Origin of the sequence: Halobacillus alkaliphilus (genome assembly GCF_900113125.1) — a bacterium.
Classification (GTDB): Bacteria; Bacillota; Bacilli; order Bacillales; family Halobacillaceae; genus Halobacillus; species Halobacillus alkaliphilus.
Map to the genome: position 1 here is coordinate 75,088 of NZ_FOOG01000009.1, position 18,429 is coordinate 93,516.

An 18,429-nucleotide genomic window follows, 5' to 3' on the forward strand; every position below is an offset into this window, starting at 1 on the left:
TCCCTTATATTACAGAGTTTATGACTTTCTTCTTATTAACGTCGATTACTGTAGCAATATAATTCATGCGGATTATGTTGAAAAAAATATTCCCCGGGAAATTAATTAGATATTTTCCCGAATCATGCAAAACTGCTTACTTTGAATGAATTTCATTTAAACATGGAGAGATCTATCGATTCGGCCATTTTCTTATAGCCTAAATCGTTAGGGTGCAAATGATCCCCGGAATCATATTTAGGGAGGTAACGCTTAGGATTATCAGGATCCCGCATAGCTTTGTCAAAGTCAATCATACCATCAAACGCTCCACTGGTCCTGATCCACTCATTAACCTCCTGCCTAGTCTCTTCTCCTTCCTTGGTGTACATACTTGAACCTTTATAAGGCGTTAACGTACCGCCATAAATTTTAAGTCCTTCCTCATGACAGGCCTGGATAATTTCTTTTATGCGTTCAATTATTTTCTCCGAATCATATTCAGGGTGATGTCGGATATCATTTAGTCCCTGATGAAAAATCAAAGACGTAACTGCGGTTTCGCTAAACACATCCCTCTCTAGCCTTGCTAACGCATTTTCTCCTCTTTCTACTCCGCTATTGATCAAATGATTACCCGAAACTCCGGCATTTAATACAGATAACTTGTTCTTTTCAGATCCCTGATTTATTCGTTGCGCCAAATAATCAGGCCAGCGATGATCAGCGTTGACTGTTGAATAATTTCCGTTCGCAATGGAACTGCCCATTACTACGATAGACCCTTTTACTGAAGGATCAGCTATAACATCGACTCCGTCCAGCCAGAACCAGGCCTCTTCTTTTTTCTTGAATGCAGATGCACTAGAATCAGAAACGTGATTGCCGGATGCTGAAATATACGACTCTTGGATGGAGAGAGGGTGCCACGTAGCAGGGCCGGTAGGTTCACGAACATAAAGGCTGATCGCTATTTCCTCCATTTGATTTACCTTCAGTGAGACGGGATCGCTCACCATTTTTTCACCAGGAGGGATACTTATATTTTCTTCCCCGTCAAATGTGACTTTCCGGTTTGTGCCCGTAATCGTAGCTGCTTCATTTTTGGAAACAGCTACGTTTACCTCCTCAATGGTGATAGGCGAAGACCCAAATTCATTCGATAACCGTATGCGCATATTCTTCCCATCAATATGCGGCTGAATAATCGATCGGATGGTTTGATTTTCAAATCCCTCTTGGGAGATCCCATCTGTATAAGGAGCTATCATACTTGTGCTCCATGCGCCCACCCAGTCTCCCTGCTCACTTGAGAATATCCAGCCTCTTGCTCCATAAATGGTGAGAATAATAATGATAATTGTGAAAAAGACATAGACCCGACGCCCCATATATACTCGCCCTTCTAAATTGCAGTGATTTTTCCTGACTTTACATTTTAACACTTACGCTCTTTAATAAAATTTCTTTCTAATTAGTCATAAAAGAATCATTAAAACTATACTTCAAAATAAGCGTATCCTTCAATCGTTAGCCACAAAAAAATCCTCCCCCTGACATGGAGAAGGATCATTCTATTCATTTAAGAGTGTTCAGGTTCCGCAAAACGTACGATAAGGTTTGGAAGATGGTTCCGGAGGTGAAGTGTAGGGTTCCTGTTCACAGGAATGGGCATAAGGGTTGGAAAGAACTCCAAGGAGTCGCTCCATCACGCTATAGTCCTCTTCTTTAACCGCTGCTTCAATCGCTTCTTCTACCCGGTGGTTCCGGGGAATGACGGCAGGATTATTATTCTTCATCAACTGGTATGAAGTGTCTTTCGATTCTTCCTGCCTGTCCAATCTTTTATGCCATTGTTCCAGCCACTTTTTAAATTCAGGGGCTTCAAATAAAGATATACCTTCCATTCGGTCAAATGTAAGAGCCCGGAACGTATTTGTGAAGTCTGCTTTATATTTCTTCATCATATGGAGCAGGTCTTCTGCGAGTTCTTTGTCTTCTGTTTCCTGATTAAAAATACCGAGTTTTCTTCTCATGCCGTCCAGCCAGTTTGCCTCGTAGAGACTGGTGAAATGTGAAAGTTCGCGCTCAGCTATTTTTATCGCTTCATCTTGATCCTCGTGGATCAAGGGGATCAGGGTTTCAGCAAATCGCACGAGATTCCAGCCCGCAATATCCGGTTGATTGCCATAAGCATATCTTCCTTGAATATCAATAGAACTGAACACCGTTGCCGGATCATAGGTGTTCATAAAGGCACAGGGACCGTAATCAATAGTTTCTCCACTAATCGCCATATTGTCTGTGTTCATTACTCCATGAATAAATCCGATCAGCTGCCACTTAGCAATCAGTTTCGCCTGACGTTCAATTACTTGTTGAAGCAGAGAAAGATAGCGATTTTCATCCGATTCTATAGTCGGAAAGTGTCTGTGCACAGTGTAATCAGCCAAAGCTCTCAGATCCTCTAACGTTCCCCATCTTGCTGCAAATTGGAAAGTCCCAACTCTCAGATGACTGCTGGCTACTCGGGTAAGGACAGCTCCTGGTTGTTCAGTTTCCCGAATCACGGACTCACCTGTGGCAACGACAGACAGACTGCGATTCGTAGGAACACCAAGCGCATGCATAGCCTCACTAATTATATATTCGCGAAGCATCGGCCCAAGTGGTGCCCGGCCATCTCCTCCACGAGAGAATGGGGTGCGACCTGATCCTTTAAGTTGAATATCTACCCGCTCGTCCTGAGGGGTAATCTGCTCACCTAAAAGCAAAGCTCTCCCGTCGCCCAGCATCGTAAAATGTCCGAATTGATGACCCGCATAAGCTTGGGCTAAAGGAAACGCACTTTCAGGTACTACATTACCAGCCAAAATCTTTGTGGCTTCCTCACTGTGAAGCCATTCCGCGTTTAATCCCAGATATTCCGCCAGCGTATCATTCGCCAGAATTAAACGAGGGGAACGAACAGGTTCCGGCTCAGAACTCTGAAATAAAAGCTCCGGCAGACGTGCATAGCTATGATCGAAGTTCCATTCAGTTTCTACTTTTTCTTTTCGCTGTGTCATCACCGCATCTCCTTTTCTGTAATACACATTTACAAACAATTTGATCAATTTACGATCATCTATACCTAAACCAGACCAACCGTATCTATTTAATCTTTTCTTCTTCAAATTAATTATACCTGCCCATAAGACCCTTTTGTTAAGTAACGCTTTCTTTTTATTTTAAAACATTAATCTCCTATATAAAAACAACTCAAAGCTTATCCGGCCTTGAGTTGTTTGCTTTCCATTACTTTTTTCGAGTGCTTTTCATAACTAAACTTACAATGAAGACAAAGATTATAGCCCCTATTAATGCAGGTATAATTGCTATTCCTGCTAAACTCGGTCCGAGCGATCCTAGTAATTCGCCGCCAATCCATGCCCCTACGATTCCAGCAATAATATTACCTATAATACCAAGCGGCATATCACGTCCGATAATGGCTCCTGCAAGCCAGCCGATTAAACCTCCGACAATTAAATATAATATAATTCCCATAATTAATTAGCCTCCTTTACTCAAATCTATATGACTGTATCCTGTATAATCTCATCTCAAACTTAACTCATTAAAAAAGCTCTGGCATCAGCCAAAGCTTCTTTAAGGGATCCTACTCTAAAGTCGCAAGATGTGTGTAAACGTCTCTCAAATCTGTGTAACCCATTTGTTTGATATCCTGAATACTTTTTACCCATAGTTTCGCTGTCGCCCAAGCATCACCCAAAGCATGGTGACGCTGGTTAATATCAATGCCATAATGTTCACAGCATTCATCCAGACTGACCAGATTTTTTTCCTGGTGAGCAATTCTGGTTAAAAAAGTGGTATCTACAATGCGGTGCTGAAAATTTTTTCTCAAAGCGAGCCATGTAGCATGATTCATAAACTGCTTCTCATGGTTCGCATGATGAGCCACGAGCACATCACTTCTAATAAAAGAATAGAACTCATGCAGTACATCTCGAAGGGGTTCCGCATCTAACAGCATATCGCTGGTGATTCCAGTCAGGTCCTCAATTTCTTTCGAAGGACCTGATTCGCTATAGACGAGAGAGTAAAATGTTTCTCCTTCAAGAATGTTAGTTCCTTCCACTTTTACAGCGCCTATGGATAAAATTTCATCACCTTTGTAAGGATAAAACCCGGTCGTTTCCAAATCAAACACCACAACTTTCAATTCATCAAAAGGAACATCCAAGTCATCTTTATTTTTTAACTGTCGCTCTAAGTTTCTTATATAAGCTTCTTTAGAAGGATCATTCTGATTTAAGGATGAAAAGCCGCTCCCCAGGCGACCGGACACATCCTTTACAAATTGTATAAATGGATTCATAGGGAACTCTCTTCTTTAAGAACTGATTTTGATTTAGCAAACAGCTGCTGCCCCCGTCTGATCAAATATTTAAGCTGCTGCTTATCCTGTTTCGACAATTGATCCAGCGGTAGTAAGTGAATTTTTTCATAGCTTTCCGCTTGCTTTTTATAACGCAGACGAAACTTGAGCAGTTCCCGAAAATCGTTCTCATAAGCTTCAATGAATGGGTAGGAATAGGACAAAATTTCAAACCGGTCTAATGTAGGAGCAGCTGACACTCCTTTTTTCAAGGCCAGAATTCTCAAGGCATTCACATAGGGGAAATAAGCTGTTTCCTTCAAATGAATCTCCCCTTTCATTCCTTGCCGCTGTTCCGGGAGCAGCTGACCAAACACTCCAACCCCTTTTTTAATAAACTCAAAATTGTCGACCAACCGTGAATAAAGGTGCGTATGATCTTCTAAGACCGCAAAAGATTCACGCTTCACCTTTAATAAAAAATCATCATTTCCATCTAACACTCGCGAGTCAAATAATATCGAAAAATTTCGCAGCGACTGCCAGCTGGCTTCATTAAGCCAATCATGAATTTGTTTTTTGTAAGATTCAATTGAACGACACCACAAAGGATTCGAAGCCATAACATTGCCCTCACATTTTTCATAGCCTGCGATAGCTAAACCATGGCTGATTTCCGCCCCGAGATTTAAAAAATACTCCTGACAGGGAGACGAGCCTTCAAAAATAATACCATGATCCTGATCACTCCAAACCGACTGCTCAGAACGTCCTGCACTACCCATTAAAAAAAACGCAAAAGGAGCAGGAGGCGGACCCTGCTCACTTTCGATCGTTTCTTTGGCAATTCGCAACGTTTGATACATTAGCTGGTCGTGAAAAGCGTTTAATTGGCGATGATCGTCAACAACAGACGCCATGGTCTCTTCCCGCCACTGCCTGATTTCCTCATAAGTTTCAAACATAACGATCCATCCCTTTGTATATGTTTACGCTCCTGGGTTCTTTTCCGGCGAATTAAAGTTCTCTGGATAGCCATAGCCTCCGTGCTCACTCAAATCAAGACCCATAATTTCTTCTTCTTCTGTTACTCGAAGACCTCCCATGGCTTTATCCATAACCTTCAGGATGATGTACGATACAACAAAAGCATACAACCCACTGCTGACAACACCTAAAATCTGAACACCAAGCTGCTCAAAACCACCGCCATAAAATAAACCTGGACGGCCTACTGTAGCAAGCTCCGGTGTAGCAAACAATCCGTTAGAAAGTGTTCCCCATATTCCAACCGTTCCGTGGACAGATAAGGCAAAGATCGGGTCATCAATTCTTTTCTTATCAAAGAACCTCATACTGAAGAATACAAAGGCTCCTCCGACAAGCCCAATGATAACTGCAGCCCATGGCTCAACGAATGCACAAGATGCAGTAATGGCAACTAGTCCTGCAAGGGCACCATTCAGCGTGGTAGGTACATCAGCTTTACCGGTTACAGCCCAAACCATCAGCATGGCACCAACAGCCCCTGCACCTGCAGCAAGCTGTGTATTAAGCGCTACATAACCGAAGAAAGCATCTGCTACACCAAACGTACTACCTGCATTAAAACCGAACCAGCCTGCCCATAGAATAAGTACACCTAACGCAGTAAAGACCTGGTTATGACCGGCAATTTCGTTAGAAGATCCATCTTTATTATATTTACCAATACGTGGTTTCAAAATCATGGTAGCAGCAAGGGCAGCCGCTGCACCTGTTAAGTGTACGACGGTCGACCCAGCGAAATCCTGCTTACCATGGCCGGCCAACCAGCCTCCACCCCAGATCCAGTGGGCGATGACAGGATAAATAACAATAGAAAATAAAATAGCAAATATTACATAAGCCACTAGCTTTGCACGTTCCGCAAAACCACCAAATGCAATCGTCATGGCAATGGCCGCAAACGCAAGCTGGAACATAAAGTCAACGGAACCCGCAAGTCCCTCTCCCATTGTGGTCGCATCACCATAAAAGAAATTAGAAAATCCAATAAATGCATTTCCTTCTCCGTAGATCAATCCATAACCTACTGCCCAGAACACCAGGGATACAATTCCTACCGTAAACACTGTCTTACCCGCAATATGGCCCGCGTTCTTCATTCGTGTGGAGCCTGCTTCAAGTAAAATAAACCCACCCTGCATCAATAAAACAAGAACCGTACAAACGACAATCCATAAGTTATTCATTAAAAAAGTTGCATCCATATAATAGCTATCCCCTTCTATGTGATATTTTCTAACATCAGATGTTATATTATACTTTACCAAATTCTAAATATTAAAACAACTCTTATGTTAAGAAAGTTCACATAAATATGTATCTCTATATTTATAAAGCGTTTCCACCTTCATCACTACTCCATTTAGCAATGAATTTATTTATAAATCCACACCAGCCGCAGATAAAATCCTTCACTTTTTTTGTCTCAATCGCAACACTTGGTATGCTACAGAACTGAACAAGCTGATCTCATCAACCTATGCTGCTGATTTTTTGAATAAACAGATAGAGCTTTAGGCAGGAGTAAAATCGGGGTTGGGTTTTTTGCTTTAAGAACTTTTTTCGTATAAGCCTCAAGCTGTTTGGAAATATTTAGAGAGAAGGAGGTCGTGTATGAAAGAAGTACATTTTATTATTCAAAGACAAGACCATCCGGACAAGGAACCATACGAAGAAGAATTTATGATCCCTTACCGGCCGACTATGAATGTTATTTCAGCACTAATGGAAATCCAGCGCAATCCCGTTAATGCAAATGGAGAAAAAACCACTCCCGTTGCCTGGACCGCAGCCTGCTTAGAAGAAGTATGCGGATCTTGTTCTGTCACTATTAACGGAACTCCAAGACAAGCCTGCACAGCACTTATCGACAAGTTAGAGCAGCCTATTCGTTTAAAACCCATGTCATCCTTCCCTATTGTAAGGGATTTAATTATCGACCGAACCAATATGTTCGACACGTTAAAACGAAGCAAGTCCTGGATTCCTATTGATGGTACATATGATTTAGGAGAAGGACCCCGAATGGCAGAACCAAAGCGGCAGGTGGCTTATGAATACTCCAAGTGCATGACCTGCGGCGTATGTCTGGAAGCCTGTCCGGTTGTTAACGTGCGGTCCGATTTTATTGGTCCATTTATTTTTTCTCAAGTAGAGTTAAAAAACGCTCATCCGACCGGAAAAATGAATCAAAGCGAGCGATTGCAGACCGTTATGGGAGAAGGGGGAATTGAAGCATGCTCCAACTCACAAAACTGCGTACAATCCTGCCCGAAAGGCATACCATTAACCACGGCTATTGCAGCTGTAAACCGTAAATCAGTCCTGGAAGCGTTTAGAAACTTCTTTGGAGAAACGTTGTAGTAAATTCAGAAAAACCATTCTTGAAGTAACCTTTTTCTAGATCAAAATAAAAGTAAGAAATTACACAAATAGAGATGCAGCAGAAAGGATCTAAAGCATGGATGTTACTGAATTGCAGTTAAGACTGGCACTCGCATTTACTGTTCTTTTAGTTTTAACAAGAACAATGGGAAGAAAAGAAATCTCTCAACTGACGTTTTTTAATTTCGTGTCCGCTATATCCATCGGTACGATCGGAGGATCACTTGCTATCGATGCTTCCTTAAGCGTTCGGAATGGATTGATTGCATTAGTAAGCTGGACTGTCTTTACTGTTTTTTTAGGGTACTTGGATATTAAATCCAAGGATGTCCGCTCTGTTATTGACGGCCAGCCTCTCATCGTTGTGAAACAGGGGAAAGTGCTTGAGGATGAACTACGCAAAGCGAGACTTGACCTGGATTCCCTGCACGTATTACTTCGAAAGAAAAATGTGTTTTCTTTAAATGAAGTAAGTTATGCTATTTTCGAAACCGACGGAACCCTGTCTGTTTTGAAAAAAACAGGAGATCAGCCGTTTACTAAAAAAGACGGGAATGTCGTTTCAAACAGCCCCGCAGTTTACCCCATCCCTACAACCGTCGTTTCGGATGGAAAGATAAACGATGGTAACTTGCAAAACTTAAATCTGGATCAGAAGTGGCTTCACCAACAGCTTAAATCAGCTGGCGTGCCGTCCATATCCGAAGTTTTCTATGCAGAAGTCCAAAAAGATGGAAGCTTATATATTGATATGCGGAACGATACGATTCACTAAATAATTAAAGTAAGCATATCTGGCATGCTTGCTTTTTTCTCATTTGTTGAGTTGAATAAAGCTACTTACAGCACTGCTTCCTTCGATACATTTGTAAAATTAAATGTAAATAAGGTATAGACCGAATGGTTTTGAAGGAAGCTATAGACGCAGGAGGTGATTATTCATGGAACATTTGAAATTAATCGCTATGAAGTTTTTGTTCACTTTCCCCATCCTTCTTATCATATTAGGAGGCGGATTTGACGTATCCTTTGGGAATGTGTTCTTAATTACGTTGGTTTTGGGGGCCGTTTCGTATGCTATCGGCGACTTATTAATCCTATCCCGATCCAGTAATACCACAGCTACGATTTCAGATTTCGTACTCACATTTCTGGTGGTTTACTTGATGACCGATGCACTTACCGTTGGAGATAATGTGTTTTCAGCCACACTGATTTCGACTATTTCACTCACTATTTTTGAATACTTCTTCCACCAATCTGTTGCCCGTAACTTGGATGGTGAGGAAGCAGGTACAGAAAAGATGAGCCCAGCACCTCAATTAAGTACGGAAGCTTCTGAAGAGCTTTACCCTTATGAGGATGAGGATAAATAATTACTTTTAAATATAAAAGATCCCTGACTCGCAAATAAGCAGAGCCAGGGATTTTCCATTATTTATTATTTTGTTTTTCGCCAAGTACATCAGCAACTAATTATGGGCAATCGTTATCTTGATTTACTAGCGGAATTCGGAGTCGGATGCGCCCATCCAGGCGGTCTACCTCTAACCAAAGAAGTGTTGTCATCCTTACATCTTCCTCCCTCATCATCCGTATTAGACATTGGCTGCGGAACCGGTCAAAAAGCCGAATACTCTCCGATCACTTAGATTGTAAAGTTACCGCTATAGACAATCTTCCCGTTATGGTGAAAAAAGCACTCGAACGGTTACAGTCAAAGAGTGTATCTCGGGTACACGACGTTAAACCAATTGCAGAGACCCAAGTTACAGACCTTCGCCAAATATAAATGAAGATCTGTATGATCTCAGGGATTCCATTTTAAAGGCTCATAAAAAGTAATTCATATAAAAAAGACTCTTCGATCATGTCCACCAACGAAGAGTCTTTGCTCTATATTATTTCTTCTTTTTCATCATTTTCTCTATCGATGAAAGATCTTTCGGTACTTTTCCATCAAGGATTGCCTTCACAATCATATCTTCTTTCTGCTTGGAAACTCGGCGGTTTGCCAATGCGGACACTTTATTTACTACGTTTCTGACTGTTTTCTCATCTTTGAAGTTCGCACCCTGCAGCGACCTTGCTAATTTAAAAACTTCATCCATTTTAACGCCGGTCTTTTTCTCAAATTTATCGAACAACGAGTAAACCTCCTTCGTCATTTCCTAGAGTTCTTAAGTATTCTATGAAAATGACACGAAGGACGTATCAGCAGTTGTCCCTGTTTACTTCAATTCATTCGTTCTCAGGCAACGGAAAAGAAGATCCTTTAACCAAATCATCTGCCTCAAGCTTCATCATCCGTGACAGACTTTGGTCTGGGTGGGCTTTATGGTAAGACTCAATAATTTTATAACCAATCTGATACCCTGCCCACCTGGGAATGGCTCTCTTTTTGTTTCCGTAAAGAAAATCCATTTGACTATCACGCTCTCGGTTTGAAAGATTGACCCTGAATTTTTTTAGCCATAATTTATTCAATTGCTTGTCAGTGTATTGATTCGTCCACGGAGATATATAATCTTTTCCATAAACCTCATTAACTGCGTACTCTCCCAAACCTTCAATTACCAGAGTCTCCAGTAATGTTACGCGCTCCATATCCACATTCTTTTCGGTTAAGCGGCAGACGTGGTTATACTCGTGAGCCAGAACTGCTTTCCAATCATCTTCTTTTACTGGGTCTCCATAGAAAAGGTATAAACCTTCCTTGAACGCTACTCCTCCTTTATTATCTTTGCTTTCTCTCAAGAAAGAACCGCCCTCTTGGAAGGGATAAAGATATACAGGGACCTCAGGACCCTTCCACAATGTTTTTAAATACCGGTATTCTTTTTCCAACTTTTCGTACAGACCTTCCTCTTTCCAGTTCTTCACCAATTTCCCCGCTCTTCTCCAAGCATCCGGCTTGAATAAACCATAGGATAACAAGAGATATTGAATTTCTTCTTCTTGCAGTCCGTTGAAGGGATGTTGGGCAGGCTGACAAATCGTTTCTCTTTGGGCGATATAAGGAGATTGAAAAGGAGCCTTTCTTTTACACTTTTCATTAAAAGCTTCCAATGCACGTGAAGTGTCTACAATTCCCAATCCATGCACCCTTTCTAAGTAAGTTCTCCTTCATTCTATGACTTTAGGGCAAAAAACATTTTTCTTTTAAACTATGGCGGAATATCAACTCTCGTATAAGCAAAACTCGTCTGTAAACATATTCTATAATCATAGTCCTCTATGCAGGAAAGAAAGGAAGTGTTTACTTGTCTCAATCCAACATTTATGGTCTCTGCTGCCGTTATCATGGTAGAGATGTCCGTCTAACCGGTCGTGATGGTCGTGTTCATTACGGTAGAATAACCCGAGTGACTCGCAACCATGTATGGCTGCGTCCATCCCCGGGTCCACGCGGATATGGTTTTTTCTTTTACGGAGGGTACGGGTTCGGTATTCCATTTGCAATCGGAGCAATTACCGGTGTTGCTCTGGCTTCAGCTTTCTTCTGGTAAAAAAATAAGAGCCGCTCTAGGAGGGGCTCTTATTTTTATTAAGTTAGAATTCACTAGTTGCTAATCAAGTACATAGACTGCCAAAAAAATAAAAGCAGTATAGTCTCTACTAGCTCCTTTAAGCTGAATCCCTTTGTTTTTGCTTTTTCGAATGCCGGTCAAATTTCGCTGGATTTCTCATCACTACAATCAGAGATAATATACTGAGGATTCCTAAGAACAGAGCTGGAAATCCTCCCAGGTAGGACAAAGTCATGATCCCATTTATCCCAAGAGTCGATATGAAGATAAGAGCCACAGCTCCTACGATCAGTCCCCAGGTAATCTTAATAAAGATCGGAGCCTCCTGAGCACCTTCCGTTATCCCGGTAGCACTAATACTCGCCATCGCGTTGGTTGTCGAGTCGGTTGCTGTTACGAAGGAAATCATTACAGCTAACAAATAGAGAACAATCAGAATGCCGGAAAACGGAATTTCGCTTAAGACAGCATACCCGGCTGCTCCTGTGCCCTGGGCATCTATAATAGCGGCAATATCTACTTTTCCTGTCATCTGGAAGTTGATGGCTGTACCGCCTAGCACAGTCATCCAAATGACACTGAACAACCCGGGAATAACAAAGTTCATCATGATCACTTCTTTAACCGTGTAACCATAGGCAATCCTCGCCAGAAACACGGCTGTTACAGGGGCCCAGGCCATCCAGTTTGACCAATAAAAGGTTGTCCAGCCCGTAGCCCATGAATCCCCAGCGGCCTGACCTGTAAAGAGAGCTTTATCAAAGAATCCTGACAAGAAGCCGCCAAAACTCTCTGTTCCTAGACTGAACATCCTGTCATTTTCTTTGCTTCAAGGCATAAAAGATCGTAACCATCAGAATCAAAGCGGCTAAAATATATGAGGAATACACCACAAGCGGCACATCTGCATCCTGATTTCTAACCCCTATTCCGACGAACGCCCAGACAAACACGAGAGGATACACCCGGTCATTTTTCGTTATTAAGATATAGAAAGCAAGCAGAGTCGCTATAATGAGAAGGATGAACGTCCAGATAGAAGCAGAAATCCCAAATCCGCTCCACTCCACGTATGTCAGGTAATAGCTGATATTAGCAATAGTAGCTACGCTGATCCATCCAAGATAAACGGAAAATGGCAGCCGGTCCAGAAACGAAGCATCGACCGCTTTTGCTTTTACATAAAGACGAATAAGAGTGAGAAGTAAAAGAATCATGACGATGACCGAAAGTCCAAAGAAGTTGTAATGCCACATAAAAATCCAAAGACTGTTCAAAATGCAACTTAACACGAAGAGTCCACTTACCGCTTGATAAATAGGCAGATCTCGTCTGCTTTCAGGAAACTGGCGGAGCACCCAGATGCCAAGCAGGATATAGATTAAGCCCCATATACTGAACACATACCCAGCTGGAGTAAACAGGACGTTCAACCTGTTTGAAATTTCGCCCGTCGTCTGACCATTAAGTGGCAGCGTATTGGCGAGTCCATTAACGATAACCACAAGTAAATAAGCAAGTAAATTCAAAATAAATTTGCCCATAGGAACACTCCTTTTCAAAAACAGCTATGATACATATTATTCCTTTTCCCCCCTGAATAAAACGTTTTTACAAGGAAACGAGAACATTAAAAAAGTTTCCAAATAAAAACTCCCAAAAAGGGAGTCTATTTGTATTGGTATTTATTTGAGTTTTCGAGAATTAAGAAATATTTGAGCACAAACTGCCGGACTTCCCACTCAGGCACATCTTGTTTTCCATCTGTAAAACCGGCTGAACTATAAGAATAGTTGCCGAACTGAGCTCGCTCTTCTTTCTTCAGCTCCATGATCACCTGATTGGTCTTCTCCATATAAGTCATCTTTATCACCCTTTTTAGGATCAGTATGGACAAAAGGAAAAGGATTTATAAGGGATTTTTATAGTTTGCTATAAACAGTAGACTTTCATAAGTTTGCAGATAAATGATATTTCACTGGATATCGTAGTAGACTATTATACAGCTTTAAGGATATACGAAGATATTTCATCCCTCAATTTTTCTCTACACTGTTCGGATATATAGTTACTAACCGATTAAGCAGGCTTGAAGAATCAAAATTTATATCCAACTCTGCAAATACCTCCTGGTAATGGTCCATCCATTGGTTAACGGAAGTTGGCTTATGACTGCCATCATCGACGAAATTCACGAGCGCAAGCCAGGTAGGGATTTTTAATTTTTCATTCAATAAATACATGTAAGCTAAACGATTGGATAACTGATAGTACTGATTTAACCATGGATGCATCGAGGACTCTGACCCAAAAACAGCTTTTATCTCTCTTATCGTTCGTTCGATTAGATCTACACTCTGGGGATCCGTTGCTTTCAGTTTTGACCTCATTTCCTGCACATGAGCTTTAGCTTCTACTAGCACTAACCCCTTCATACCATCCTTACCTTGAACCATTGCGATGCCGTCCCACCTCGGACCTTGAGCAGGCCAATAAAGTTCCATTTGAGACTTAGCACTTTTCCACTCATCATCCAATTCGAGAAATTCATTACGATACTCTTTATAATTTTCATTTTCCAATGGAGAATACCAATTCATATTTTTGCTTTTATCCATAAAAGAAATCAGTGATGGGGAACTCATTAAGATACTGTTATTAAGATCACGTGAATGATGATTAACGTACTCTTCCATTAAAAATTGACTGCCCTTTTTAATTTTACATTCACCTCACTAACTTATTTTTTACTCTTTCAAGTATTAGATTCTCCAGCATTATGAAATAACCTTTATTTGGATAAACGATAAACATTTCCTTTCATCTAAAACCTTGGCAATTTTCATATATCCCTCCACATGTTAGATGTTTAGACAAACCTGACAGACAAATTAAACTACCAATCCATTACCTTCTAACTATTTTTCTATGTAACAAAAAGACAGCACTCGACAATTACCATTTTATTTCCACGTATATTTCCTATTCATTATTAGAAAAGATGGTAGCAAAGGAGGTGGTTCATATGTTGTTAATGATTGTTCTAGGCTTCATCATTCCTTGGCTGACCACAGGATATGTTTATAAGAGAGCACCTAAGATTTTCTTTACAGTTGCACCATTCGCTGCTTTAATTGCGCTCATTTTGAATCAGCTCGGAATCCAGACAGACCTCTGGGCGATCCACACGTCTTCAAATGTGGTCCTTTTAAATACGTTATTTCTTGATTTAGGAATTTTTACGGTATCGGCTGTATGGTTTACGTATTTTCTTTACTATAAGGAGAGAAAACCGGCGTGGATGTACTTAATGTTTGTACTTGGGATGACTGGAGTTGAATTCATAGCTCTTTCTATTCACCTATTGACCTATCATGAAAAATGGAACATCTTCTACACCTTCCTCATGTACTTCGGTGGATTTATTATCATTCACCTGATTATTCGCAAGCTGGACAAACTTAAAGTCTACCCCTGACCTTTCTTCTTCACTAGATGCAAATTAAAAAAGGCAAGACACCATAACGGTGAATTGCCTTTCCTAAACACTATCAACTTAAAGGGATTGTATAGCTTCCTTAATCGCAGTGGTTCCGCTCACAACCTGAAATTCTTTACCAATCGTTGAATCATTTTCTAAAGCGGCAGCAATTACGTTTGCCACATCTTCCCTTGGCACTTCCCCTCTTTCCACTTTGGAAGCAGCTTCTACCTGCCCGGTTCCTGCATCATTCGTCAGCATACCAGGATGGATGATGGTATGATCTAAATCTGTTCCTCTCAACCACTCATCTGCGTAATGTTTCGCTGCAACGTATGGTGCAAAGGATGAAGGGGCACTCTGAATGGCTTCACGGGTCGTATCAAACGAGCTGATCATCACATATCGTTTCACACCAGCTGCTTTAGCTGCTTCGATCGTCTTCACAGCCCCGTCCAGGTCAATTAGAACAGTTTTGTCCGGCCCCGTATGAGGTCCAGATCCTGCAGTAAATACAATAGCATCTACTCCTTCAGCCGCTTTGGCAATCGTTTCAATGTCATCCTCTAAATCAACGACCACTGTTTCAGCCCCTTTATCTTCAAAAAAGGACGCCTGTTCCTGCTTACGAATCATGGCTTTAGCTTCCAATTTGTCGCTTTCCTGAATAGTGGATACCAGGTGTTTACCAATTTGACCGTTTGCTCCTACAACAAGTACTTTCATCATTTCTTCATCCTTTCTAATTTACAATCTGAATTCATTGCGTGATCCATATTATTATCGTAGATGAAAAAACAGGAAGATGTCTAGAAACTTGCCTTAACCGCTTCACAGGAAACTTGCCAATATCGTTCTAATTTTGCTTTTTTTACCCAGGCTGGATTTTAGCTTTTTTCTTCCTAAATGCGACGAGAGAAGTTTTGATAGAAGCACATCCTCCAACAGCTTTATTTCCTATAGAAGAAACCCATAAAGTTACCTGTTCACACGTTGTTTGGGTGTGCAAAAAACACACCGATGATTAACCCCATTAACGCAGCGGTTCCAGGTACTAAGATTTTCCGTAACAATGATTACCACAGGAACAGCAATTAACACCTCCCAAACATTTGTATGTATAATTGGGAACTCCTTCATACACTTGACCTCTCTAAAATAGAACAGCTTTGTAATATCGATTGCTGAATATAGATAGTATGGGCAAGGTACCCCAGATTTATATGTATTATTTATTACAAGGCTGTACACTATAACTTTTTCCAACAAAAAAATGATCTCTTTTTTCAGAGATCATTTTTCACAAGTTTCACTATATAGTTTTTCAAGATATTTATTTCTTTTCTAGTCGAAAAGTTCACTCACTGAATGGTCCGTCTGAACACGTACGATTGCATCCGCAAACAACGGAGCCACTGAAAGTGATTTGATTTTTTGAATCTGCTTTTCTTCCGGCAAGAAAACTGTATTAGTAATGACCAGTTCCTTGATCGGAGATTCTTCAATCTTCTGAACGGCGGGTTCTGATAATACCGCATGGGTACCGCAGGCATAAATGTCGTGCACTCCGCTTTCAATTAGAGCAGATGCTGCCTGGACCACCGTTTCTGCTGTATCAATCATGTCATCTACGATAAGAGCTGTCTTCCCTTCAATGGAGCCAACCACATTCATAACCTCATCAGCATTCGGTTCAGGTCTGCGCTTATCTACAAAAGCAATCGGGGTGTCTAGCAAATTCGCCATTCTTCTGGCACGGCTCAGCCCACTTGTAGCCGGTGCTACCACCACGATATCTTTCATATCTTTTTCTTTATAGTATTTACCCAGAATAGATGTGCCAAGCAGCTGATCAACAGGTATATTGAAGAAACCTTGAATTTGAGGCGCATGCATATCCATGGTAATGACCCTTGAAACCCCAGCTGATTCAAGTAAATCAGCAATGAGCTTTGCTGTAATCGGTTCCCGTGGACGAGCCTTTCGATCCTGACGGGCATATCCATAATACGGAAGGACCACATTAATGGTTCTTGCTGAAGCCCTCTTCATTGCATCAATCATAATCAACAATTCCATTAAGTGTTCATTTACCGGCTGAGAGGTGGATTGAATGAGATAAATATCGTCCCCCCTCACGCTTTCTTCAATATTAATTTGTACTTCGCCATCACTAAAACGAACAACGGAGCTTTTCCCTAATGGCGCTTCTAATATCTCAGATATTTCCTGCGCTAACGGTTCATTGGAGTTTAACGTAAATAGCTTCATTTCAGATTTTGAACTCATGTAAATCTCTCCCGAACTTAAAATTTTTAACTCGTTTATGTAGCTGTCGACACTTTATATAAAGACGACATTTTCGGTTATTATTCTGTTAAGACACTTACGATATTATAACATATAGACACCGGTCTTTCAGATTTGAACCCTTCTAAGTGTTTTTTGCCCGCAAGAGCTATAGGGATTAGGAGAAAGGATTGGATTTACCTTCTTCGTTATCATGATTGAAATACACTATGGTAAAACATTGTATAGAAAAAACACCTTCAAAGGGTTATACATCCGCTTTAAAGGTGTTCCTACTTACCTACGAGAGACGTTCTCTCACCTGTAATGTTTTCTCCTTACCCACATCGTCGCAGCCCACTTTTCACCGGCAGTGACCGGCGAGCCACCGTGGAGAGTCCTTTCATTGAGGAGGGGATCCGAATAGAAATATTCAAAATAGACGGCCATCCCTTGATGAGGGGAGATGGATAAATTCATATGCGGAAAGTAGGTTTCTCCTCCCTCTTCCACATCGTTCAAGTATAAGACAAGCGTACTGATTCTTGGATTGTTAGTTGCTTTAGCCTTTGAACGGAAGTAGTCATAATGTGCTTTATATTCCTGGCCTTGTTTATAATTTAAAATGTGAAGTCCTTCTCCATGTTCGACGGGGACGTTCATGATTTGTGCCACACGTTTTTCAATCCTGGCCGTTAGATCATCTTCTGGGAGAAACGTGCTGCTGCTCGTCCGGATGTCACTCACCTCGTGATTTGATCCAATTTTTGATCGGTTCATTTTGCTTTTGGACAGGAGGATGAGATCGTCACACTCTTCCTTACTCACCACATTACCCAGGACAGCAATCAATGGATTATCCATCTTAGCGATAATTGCTATTTCACGGTCTTCGGTAATAATTTTATGCCCCGTATGGTCGAAAATGGAGGGTTCCTTCACTGGTATTGTCACTTTTCATCAACCTCTTCTAATTTTATTAAAACGCTTTAAAAAAGATTTTTCCACTACCGCAAAAACAATAGGATACAAAGAATATATTACCATTTAATTACTATTACTTCCTTATATTTCATGAAAGTTATCTATTTGTTCACAATTGAAAATGCCACCTAATCTTAGGAGACCCTATCTACAAGAGGATTTTTTCTATACGAAAAAAGCATGAGACAGAATTAACTGTTCCACGCTCATTAAGTGTAAATTTATTCTATTAGAGGATCATTATGTATGATAGGTTCAAGGATTTGTACCCAATGGCTTTAGATGTATGATGTGAAGTGTAAACTGCGTCCATAACGAAGGTGGAGAAAAATGCGGCGCTACCTCCATTT

At 41.0% G+C, this 18,429-nt stretch carries 20 protein-coding genes; 5 read left to right on the forward strand and 15 right to left on the reverse strand.

Annotated elements, in window-relative coordinates:
* Positions 1 to 152: 152 nt before the first annotated feature.
* The 6 genes from BMZ06_RS07510 to BMZ06_RS07535 all read right to left on the reverse strand — a co-directional run bounded on the left by BMZ06_RS07510 (position 153) and on the right by BMZ06_RS07535 (position 6,615).
* Complete coding sequence (locus BMZ06_RS07510) at positions 153 to 1,370, reverse strand: SGNH/GDSL hydrolase family protein (RefSeq protein WP_089751438.1); 1,218 nt, start codon at positions 1,368 to 1,370, stop codon at positions 153 to 155.
* A 201-nt stretch (positions 1,371 to 1,571) separates the two neighbouring features.
* Positions 1,572 to 3,047 (reverse strand): protein adenylyltransferase SelO, encoded by a 1,476-nt coding sequence (locus BMZ06_RS07515; RefSeq protein WP_089751439.1) that lies wholly within the window; start codon positions 3,045 to 3,047, stop codon positions 1,572 to 1,574.
* A 229-nt stretch (positions 3,048 to 3,276) separates the two neighbouring features.
* Complete coding sequence (locus tag BMZ06_RS07520) at positions 3,277 to 3,528, reverse strand: GlsB/YeaQ/YmgE family stress response membrane protein (RefSeq protein ID WP_089751440.1); 252 nt, start codon at positions 3,526 to 3,528, stop codon at positions 3,277 to 3,279.
* A gap of 112 nt (positions 3,529 to 3,640) precedes the next feature.
* A complete protein-coding gene (locus BMZ06_RS07525) occupies positions 3,641 to 4,363 on the reverse strand; it encodes an exonuclease domain-containing protein (protein ID WP_089751441.1) in 723 nt (240 codons plus the stop codon).
* Complete coding sequence (locus tag BMZ06_RS07530; protein ID WP_089751442.1) at positions 4,360 to 5,328, reverse strand: DUF294 nucleotidyltransferase-like domain-containing protein; 969 nt, start codon at positions 5,326 to 5,328, stop codon at positions 4,360 to 4,362. The genes BMZ06_RS07525 and BMZ06_RS07530 overlap by 4 nt, the downstream gene beginning before the upstream one ends.
* A gap of 24 nt (positions 5,329 to 5,352) precedes the next feature.
* Positions 5,353 to 6,615, reverse strand: coding sequence for an ammonium transporter (locus tag BMZ06_RS07535; protein ID WP_089751443.1), 1,263 nt, complete (start codon positions 6,613 to 6,615; stop codon positions 5,353 to 5,355).
* Between the two features lie 409 nt (positions 6,616 to 7,024).
* Between BMZ06_RS07535 and sdhB the strand changes: the two genes are divergently transcribed.
* The 3 genes from sdhB to BMZ06_RS07550 all read left to right on the forward strand — a co-directional run bounded on the left by sdhB (position 7,025) and on the right by BMZ06_RS07550 (position 9,171).
* The gene (sdhB, locus tag BMZ06_RS07540) at positions 7,025 to 7,774 is read left to right on the forward strand and encodes a succinate dehydrogenase iron-sulfur subunit (RefSeq protein WP_089751444.1); all 750 of its coding nucleotides are present in this window, start codon (positions 7,025 to 7,027) and stop codon (positions 7,772 to 7,774) included.
* 97 nt (positions 7,775 to 7,871) lie between these two features.
* On the forward strand, positions 7,872 to 8,570 hold the full coding sequence (locus tag BMZ06_RS07545) for a YetF domain-containing protein (RefSeq protein ID WP_089751445.1): 699 nt from the start codon (positions 7,872 to 7,874) through the stop codon (positions 8,568 to 8,570).
* Between the two features lie 166 nt (positions 8,571 to 8,736).
* A complete protein-coding gene (locus BMZ06_RS07550; RefSeq protein ID WP_089751446.1) occupies positions 8,737 to 9,171 on the forward strand; it encodes a YndM family protein in 435 nt (144 codons plus the stop codon).
* Positions 9,172 to 9,696: 525 nt separating this feature from the next.
* Here BMZ06_RS07550 and BMZ06_RS07555 read toward each other — a convergent pair.
* Positions 9,697 to 9,963: a stage VI sporulation protein F gene (locus BMZ06_RS07555; RefSeq protein ID WP_089751447.1), complete on the reverse strand. Its 267-nt coding sequence runs from the start codon at positions 9,961 to 9,963 to the stop codon at positions 9,697 to 9,699.
* Positions 9,964 to 10,036: 73 nt separating this feature from the next.
* Positions 10,037 to 10,891 carry a DUF2268 domain-containing putative Zn-dependent protease gene (locus BMZ06_RS07560; RefSeq protein ID WP_175477823.1) on the reverse strand — a complete coding sequence of 285 codons (855 nt, stop codon included), beginning with the start codon at positions 10,889 to 10,891 and terminating at the stop codon, positions 10,037 to 10,039.
* A 167-nt stretch (positions 10,892 to 11,058) separates the two neighbouring features.
* Here BMZ06_RS07560 and BMZ06_RS07565 point away from each other — a divergent pair, with 167 nt between their 5' ends.
* The gene (locus BMZ06_RS07565; RefSeq protein ID WP_089751449.1) at positions 11,059 to 11,304 is read left to right on the forward strand and encodes a hypothetical protein; all 246 of its coding nucleotides are present in this window, start codon (positions 11,059 to 11,061) and stop codon (positions 11,302 to 11,304) included.
* 118 nt (positions 11,305 to 11,422) lie between these two features.
* On the opposite strand, the gene BMZ06_RS07570 is transcribed toward BMZ06_RS07565, so the two are convergent.
* The 4 genes from BMZ06_RS07570 to BMZ06_RS07585 form a co-directional block, all read right to left on the reverse strand.
* Positions 11,423 to 12,136 carry a BCCT family transporter gene (locus BMZ06_RS07570; protein WP_245755970.1) on the reverse strand — a complete coding sequence of 238 codons (714 nt, stop codon included), beginning with the start codon at positions 12,134 to 12,136 and terminating at the stop codon, positions 11,423 to 11,425.
* Between the two features lie 4 nt (positions 12,137 to 12,140).
* Positions 12,141 to 12,869, reverse strand: coding sequence for a TspO/MBR family protein (locus tag BMZ06_RS07575; RefSeq protein ID WP_089751450.1), 729 nt, complete (start codon positions 12,867 to 12,869; stop codon positions 12,141 to 12,143).
* 125 nt (positions 12,870 to 12,994) lie between these two features.
* The gene (locus BMZ06_RS07580) at positions 12,995 to 13,189 is read right to left on the reverse strand and encodes a hypothetical protein (RefSeq protein WP_089751451.1); all 195 of its coding nucleotides are present in this window, start codon (positions 13,187 to 13,189) and stop codon (positions 12,995 to 12,997) included.
* Positions 13,190 to 13,361: 172 nt separating this feature from the next.
* Positions 13,362 to 14,021 carry a hypothetical protein gene (locus BMZ06_RS07585; protein ID WP_089751452.1) on the reverse strand — a complete coding sequence of 220 codons (660 nt, stop codon included), beginning with the start codon at positions 14,019 to 14,021 and terminating at the stop codon, positions 13,362 to 13,364.
* Positions 14,022 to 14,350: 329 nt separating this feature from the next.
* On the opposite strand from BMZ06_RS07585, the gene BMZ06_RS07590 reads away from it, so the two are divergent.
* Entirely contained in the window at positions 14,351 to 14,803 is a 453-nt protein-coding gene (locus tag BMZ06_RS07590) for a hypothetical protein (RefSeq protein WP_245755971.1), read from the forward strand.
* Positions 14,804 to 14,881: 78 nt separating this feature from the next.
* Here BMZ06_RS07590 and BMZ06_RS07595 read toward each other — a convergent pair whose 3' ends face one another.
* The 3 genes from BMZ06_RS07595 to BMZ06_RS07605 form a co-directional block, all read right to left on the reverse strand.
* A complete protein-coding gene (locus BMZ06_RS07595) occupies positions 14,882 to 15,535 on the reverse strand; it encodes an SDR family oxidoreductase (RefSeq protein WP_089751454.1) in 654 nt (217 codons plus the stop codon).
* Positions 15,536 to 16,150: 615 nt separating this feature from the next.
* The gene (locus tag BMZ06_RS07600; RefSeq protein ID WP_089751455.1) at positions 16,151 to 17,095 is read right to left on the reverse strand and encodes a ribose-phosphate diphosphokinase; all 945 of its coding nucleotides are present in this window, start codon (positions 17,093 to 17,095) and stop codon (positions 16,151 to 16,153) included.
* A gap of 318 nt (positions 17,096 to 17,413) precedes the next feature.
* On the reverse strand, positions 17,414 to 18,049 hold the full coding sequence (locus BMZ06_RS07605; protein WP_089751456.1) for a 2OG-Fe(II) oxygenase: 636 nt from the start codon (positions 18,047 to 18,049) through the stop codon (positions 17,414 to 17,416).
* Positions 18,050 to 18,429: the final 380 nt, after the last annotated feature.

Bases quoted from the DNA above. Each gene is read 5' to 3' on its own strand.
- BMZ06_RS07545 (WP_089751445.1), top strand. From the start codon at position 7,872: ATGGATGTTACTGAATTGCAGTTAAGACTGGCACTCGCATTTACTGTT.
- BMZ06_RS07570 (WP_245755970.1), bottom strand. From the start codon at position 12,136: ATGTTCAGTCTAGGAACAGAGAGTTTTGGCGGCTTCTTGTCAGGATTC.
- BMZ06_RS07515 (WP_089751439.1), bottom strand. From the start codon at position 3,047: ATGACACAGCGAAAAGAAAAAGTAGAAACTGAATGGAACTTCGATCAT.
- BMZ06_RS07520 (WP_089751440.1), bottom strand. From the start codon at position 3,528: ATGGGAATTATATTATATTTAATTGTCGGAGGTTTAATCGGCTGGCTT.
- BMZ06_RS07600 (WP_089751455.1), bottom strand. From the start codon at position 17,095: ATGAGTTCAAAATCTGAAATGAAGCTATTTACGTTAAACTCCAATGAA.
- BMZ06_RS07590 (WP_245755971.1), top strand. From the start codon at position 14,351: ATGTTGTTAATGATTGTTCTAGGCTTCATCATTCCTTGGCTGACCACA.
- BMZ06_RS07555 (WP_089751447.1), bottom strand. From the start codon at position 9,963: ATGACGAAGGAGGTTTACTCGTTGTTCGATAAATTTGAGAAAAAGACC.
- BMZ06_RS07530 (WP_089751442.1), bottom strand. From the start codon at position 5,328: ATGTTTGAAACTTATGAGGAAATCAGGCAGTGGCGGGAAGAGACCATG.
- BMZ06_RS07550 (WP_089751446.1), top strand. From the start codon at position 8,737: ATGGAACATTTGAAATTAATCGCTATGAAGTTTTTGTTCACTTTCCCC.
- BMZ06_RS07525 (WP_089751441.1), bottom strand. From the start codon at position 4,363: ATGAATCCATTTATACAATTTGTAAAGGATGTGTCCGGTCGCCTGGGG.
- BMZ06_RS07510 (WP_089751438.1), bottom strand. From the start codon at position 1,370: ATGGGGCGTCGGGTCTATGTCTTTTTCACAATTATCATTATTATTCTC.
- BMZ06_RS07535 (WP_089751443.1), bottom strand. From the start codon at position 6,615: ATGGATGCAACTTTTTTAATGAATAACTTATGGATTGTCGTTTGTACG.
- BMZ06_RS07595 (WP_089751454.1), bottom strand. From the start codon at position 15,535: ATGATGAAAGTACTTGTTGTAGGAGCAAACGGTCAAATTGGTAAACAC.
- sdhB (WP_089751444.1), top strand. From the start codon at position 7,025: ATGAAAGAAGTACATTTTATTATTCAAAGACAAGACCATCCGGACAAG.
- BMZ06_RS07575 (WP_089751450.1), bottom strand. From the start codon at position 12,869: ATGGGCAAATTTATTTTGAATTTACTTGCTTATTTACTTGTGGTTATC.
- BMZ06_RS07585 (WP_089751452.1), bottom strand. From the start codon at position 14,021: ATGGAAGAGTACGTTAATCATCATTCACGTGATCTTAATAACAGTATC.
- BMZ06_RS07580 (WP_089751451.1), bottom strand. From the start codon at position 13,189: ATGACTTATATGGAGAAGACCAATCAGGTGATCATGGAGCTGAAGAAA.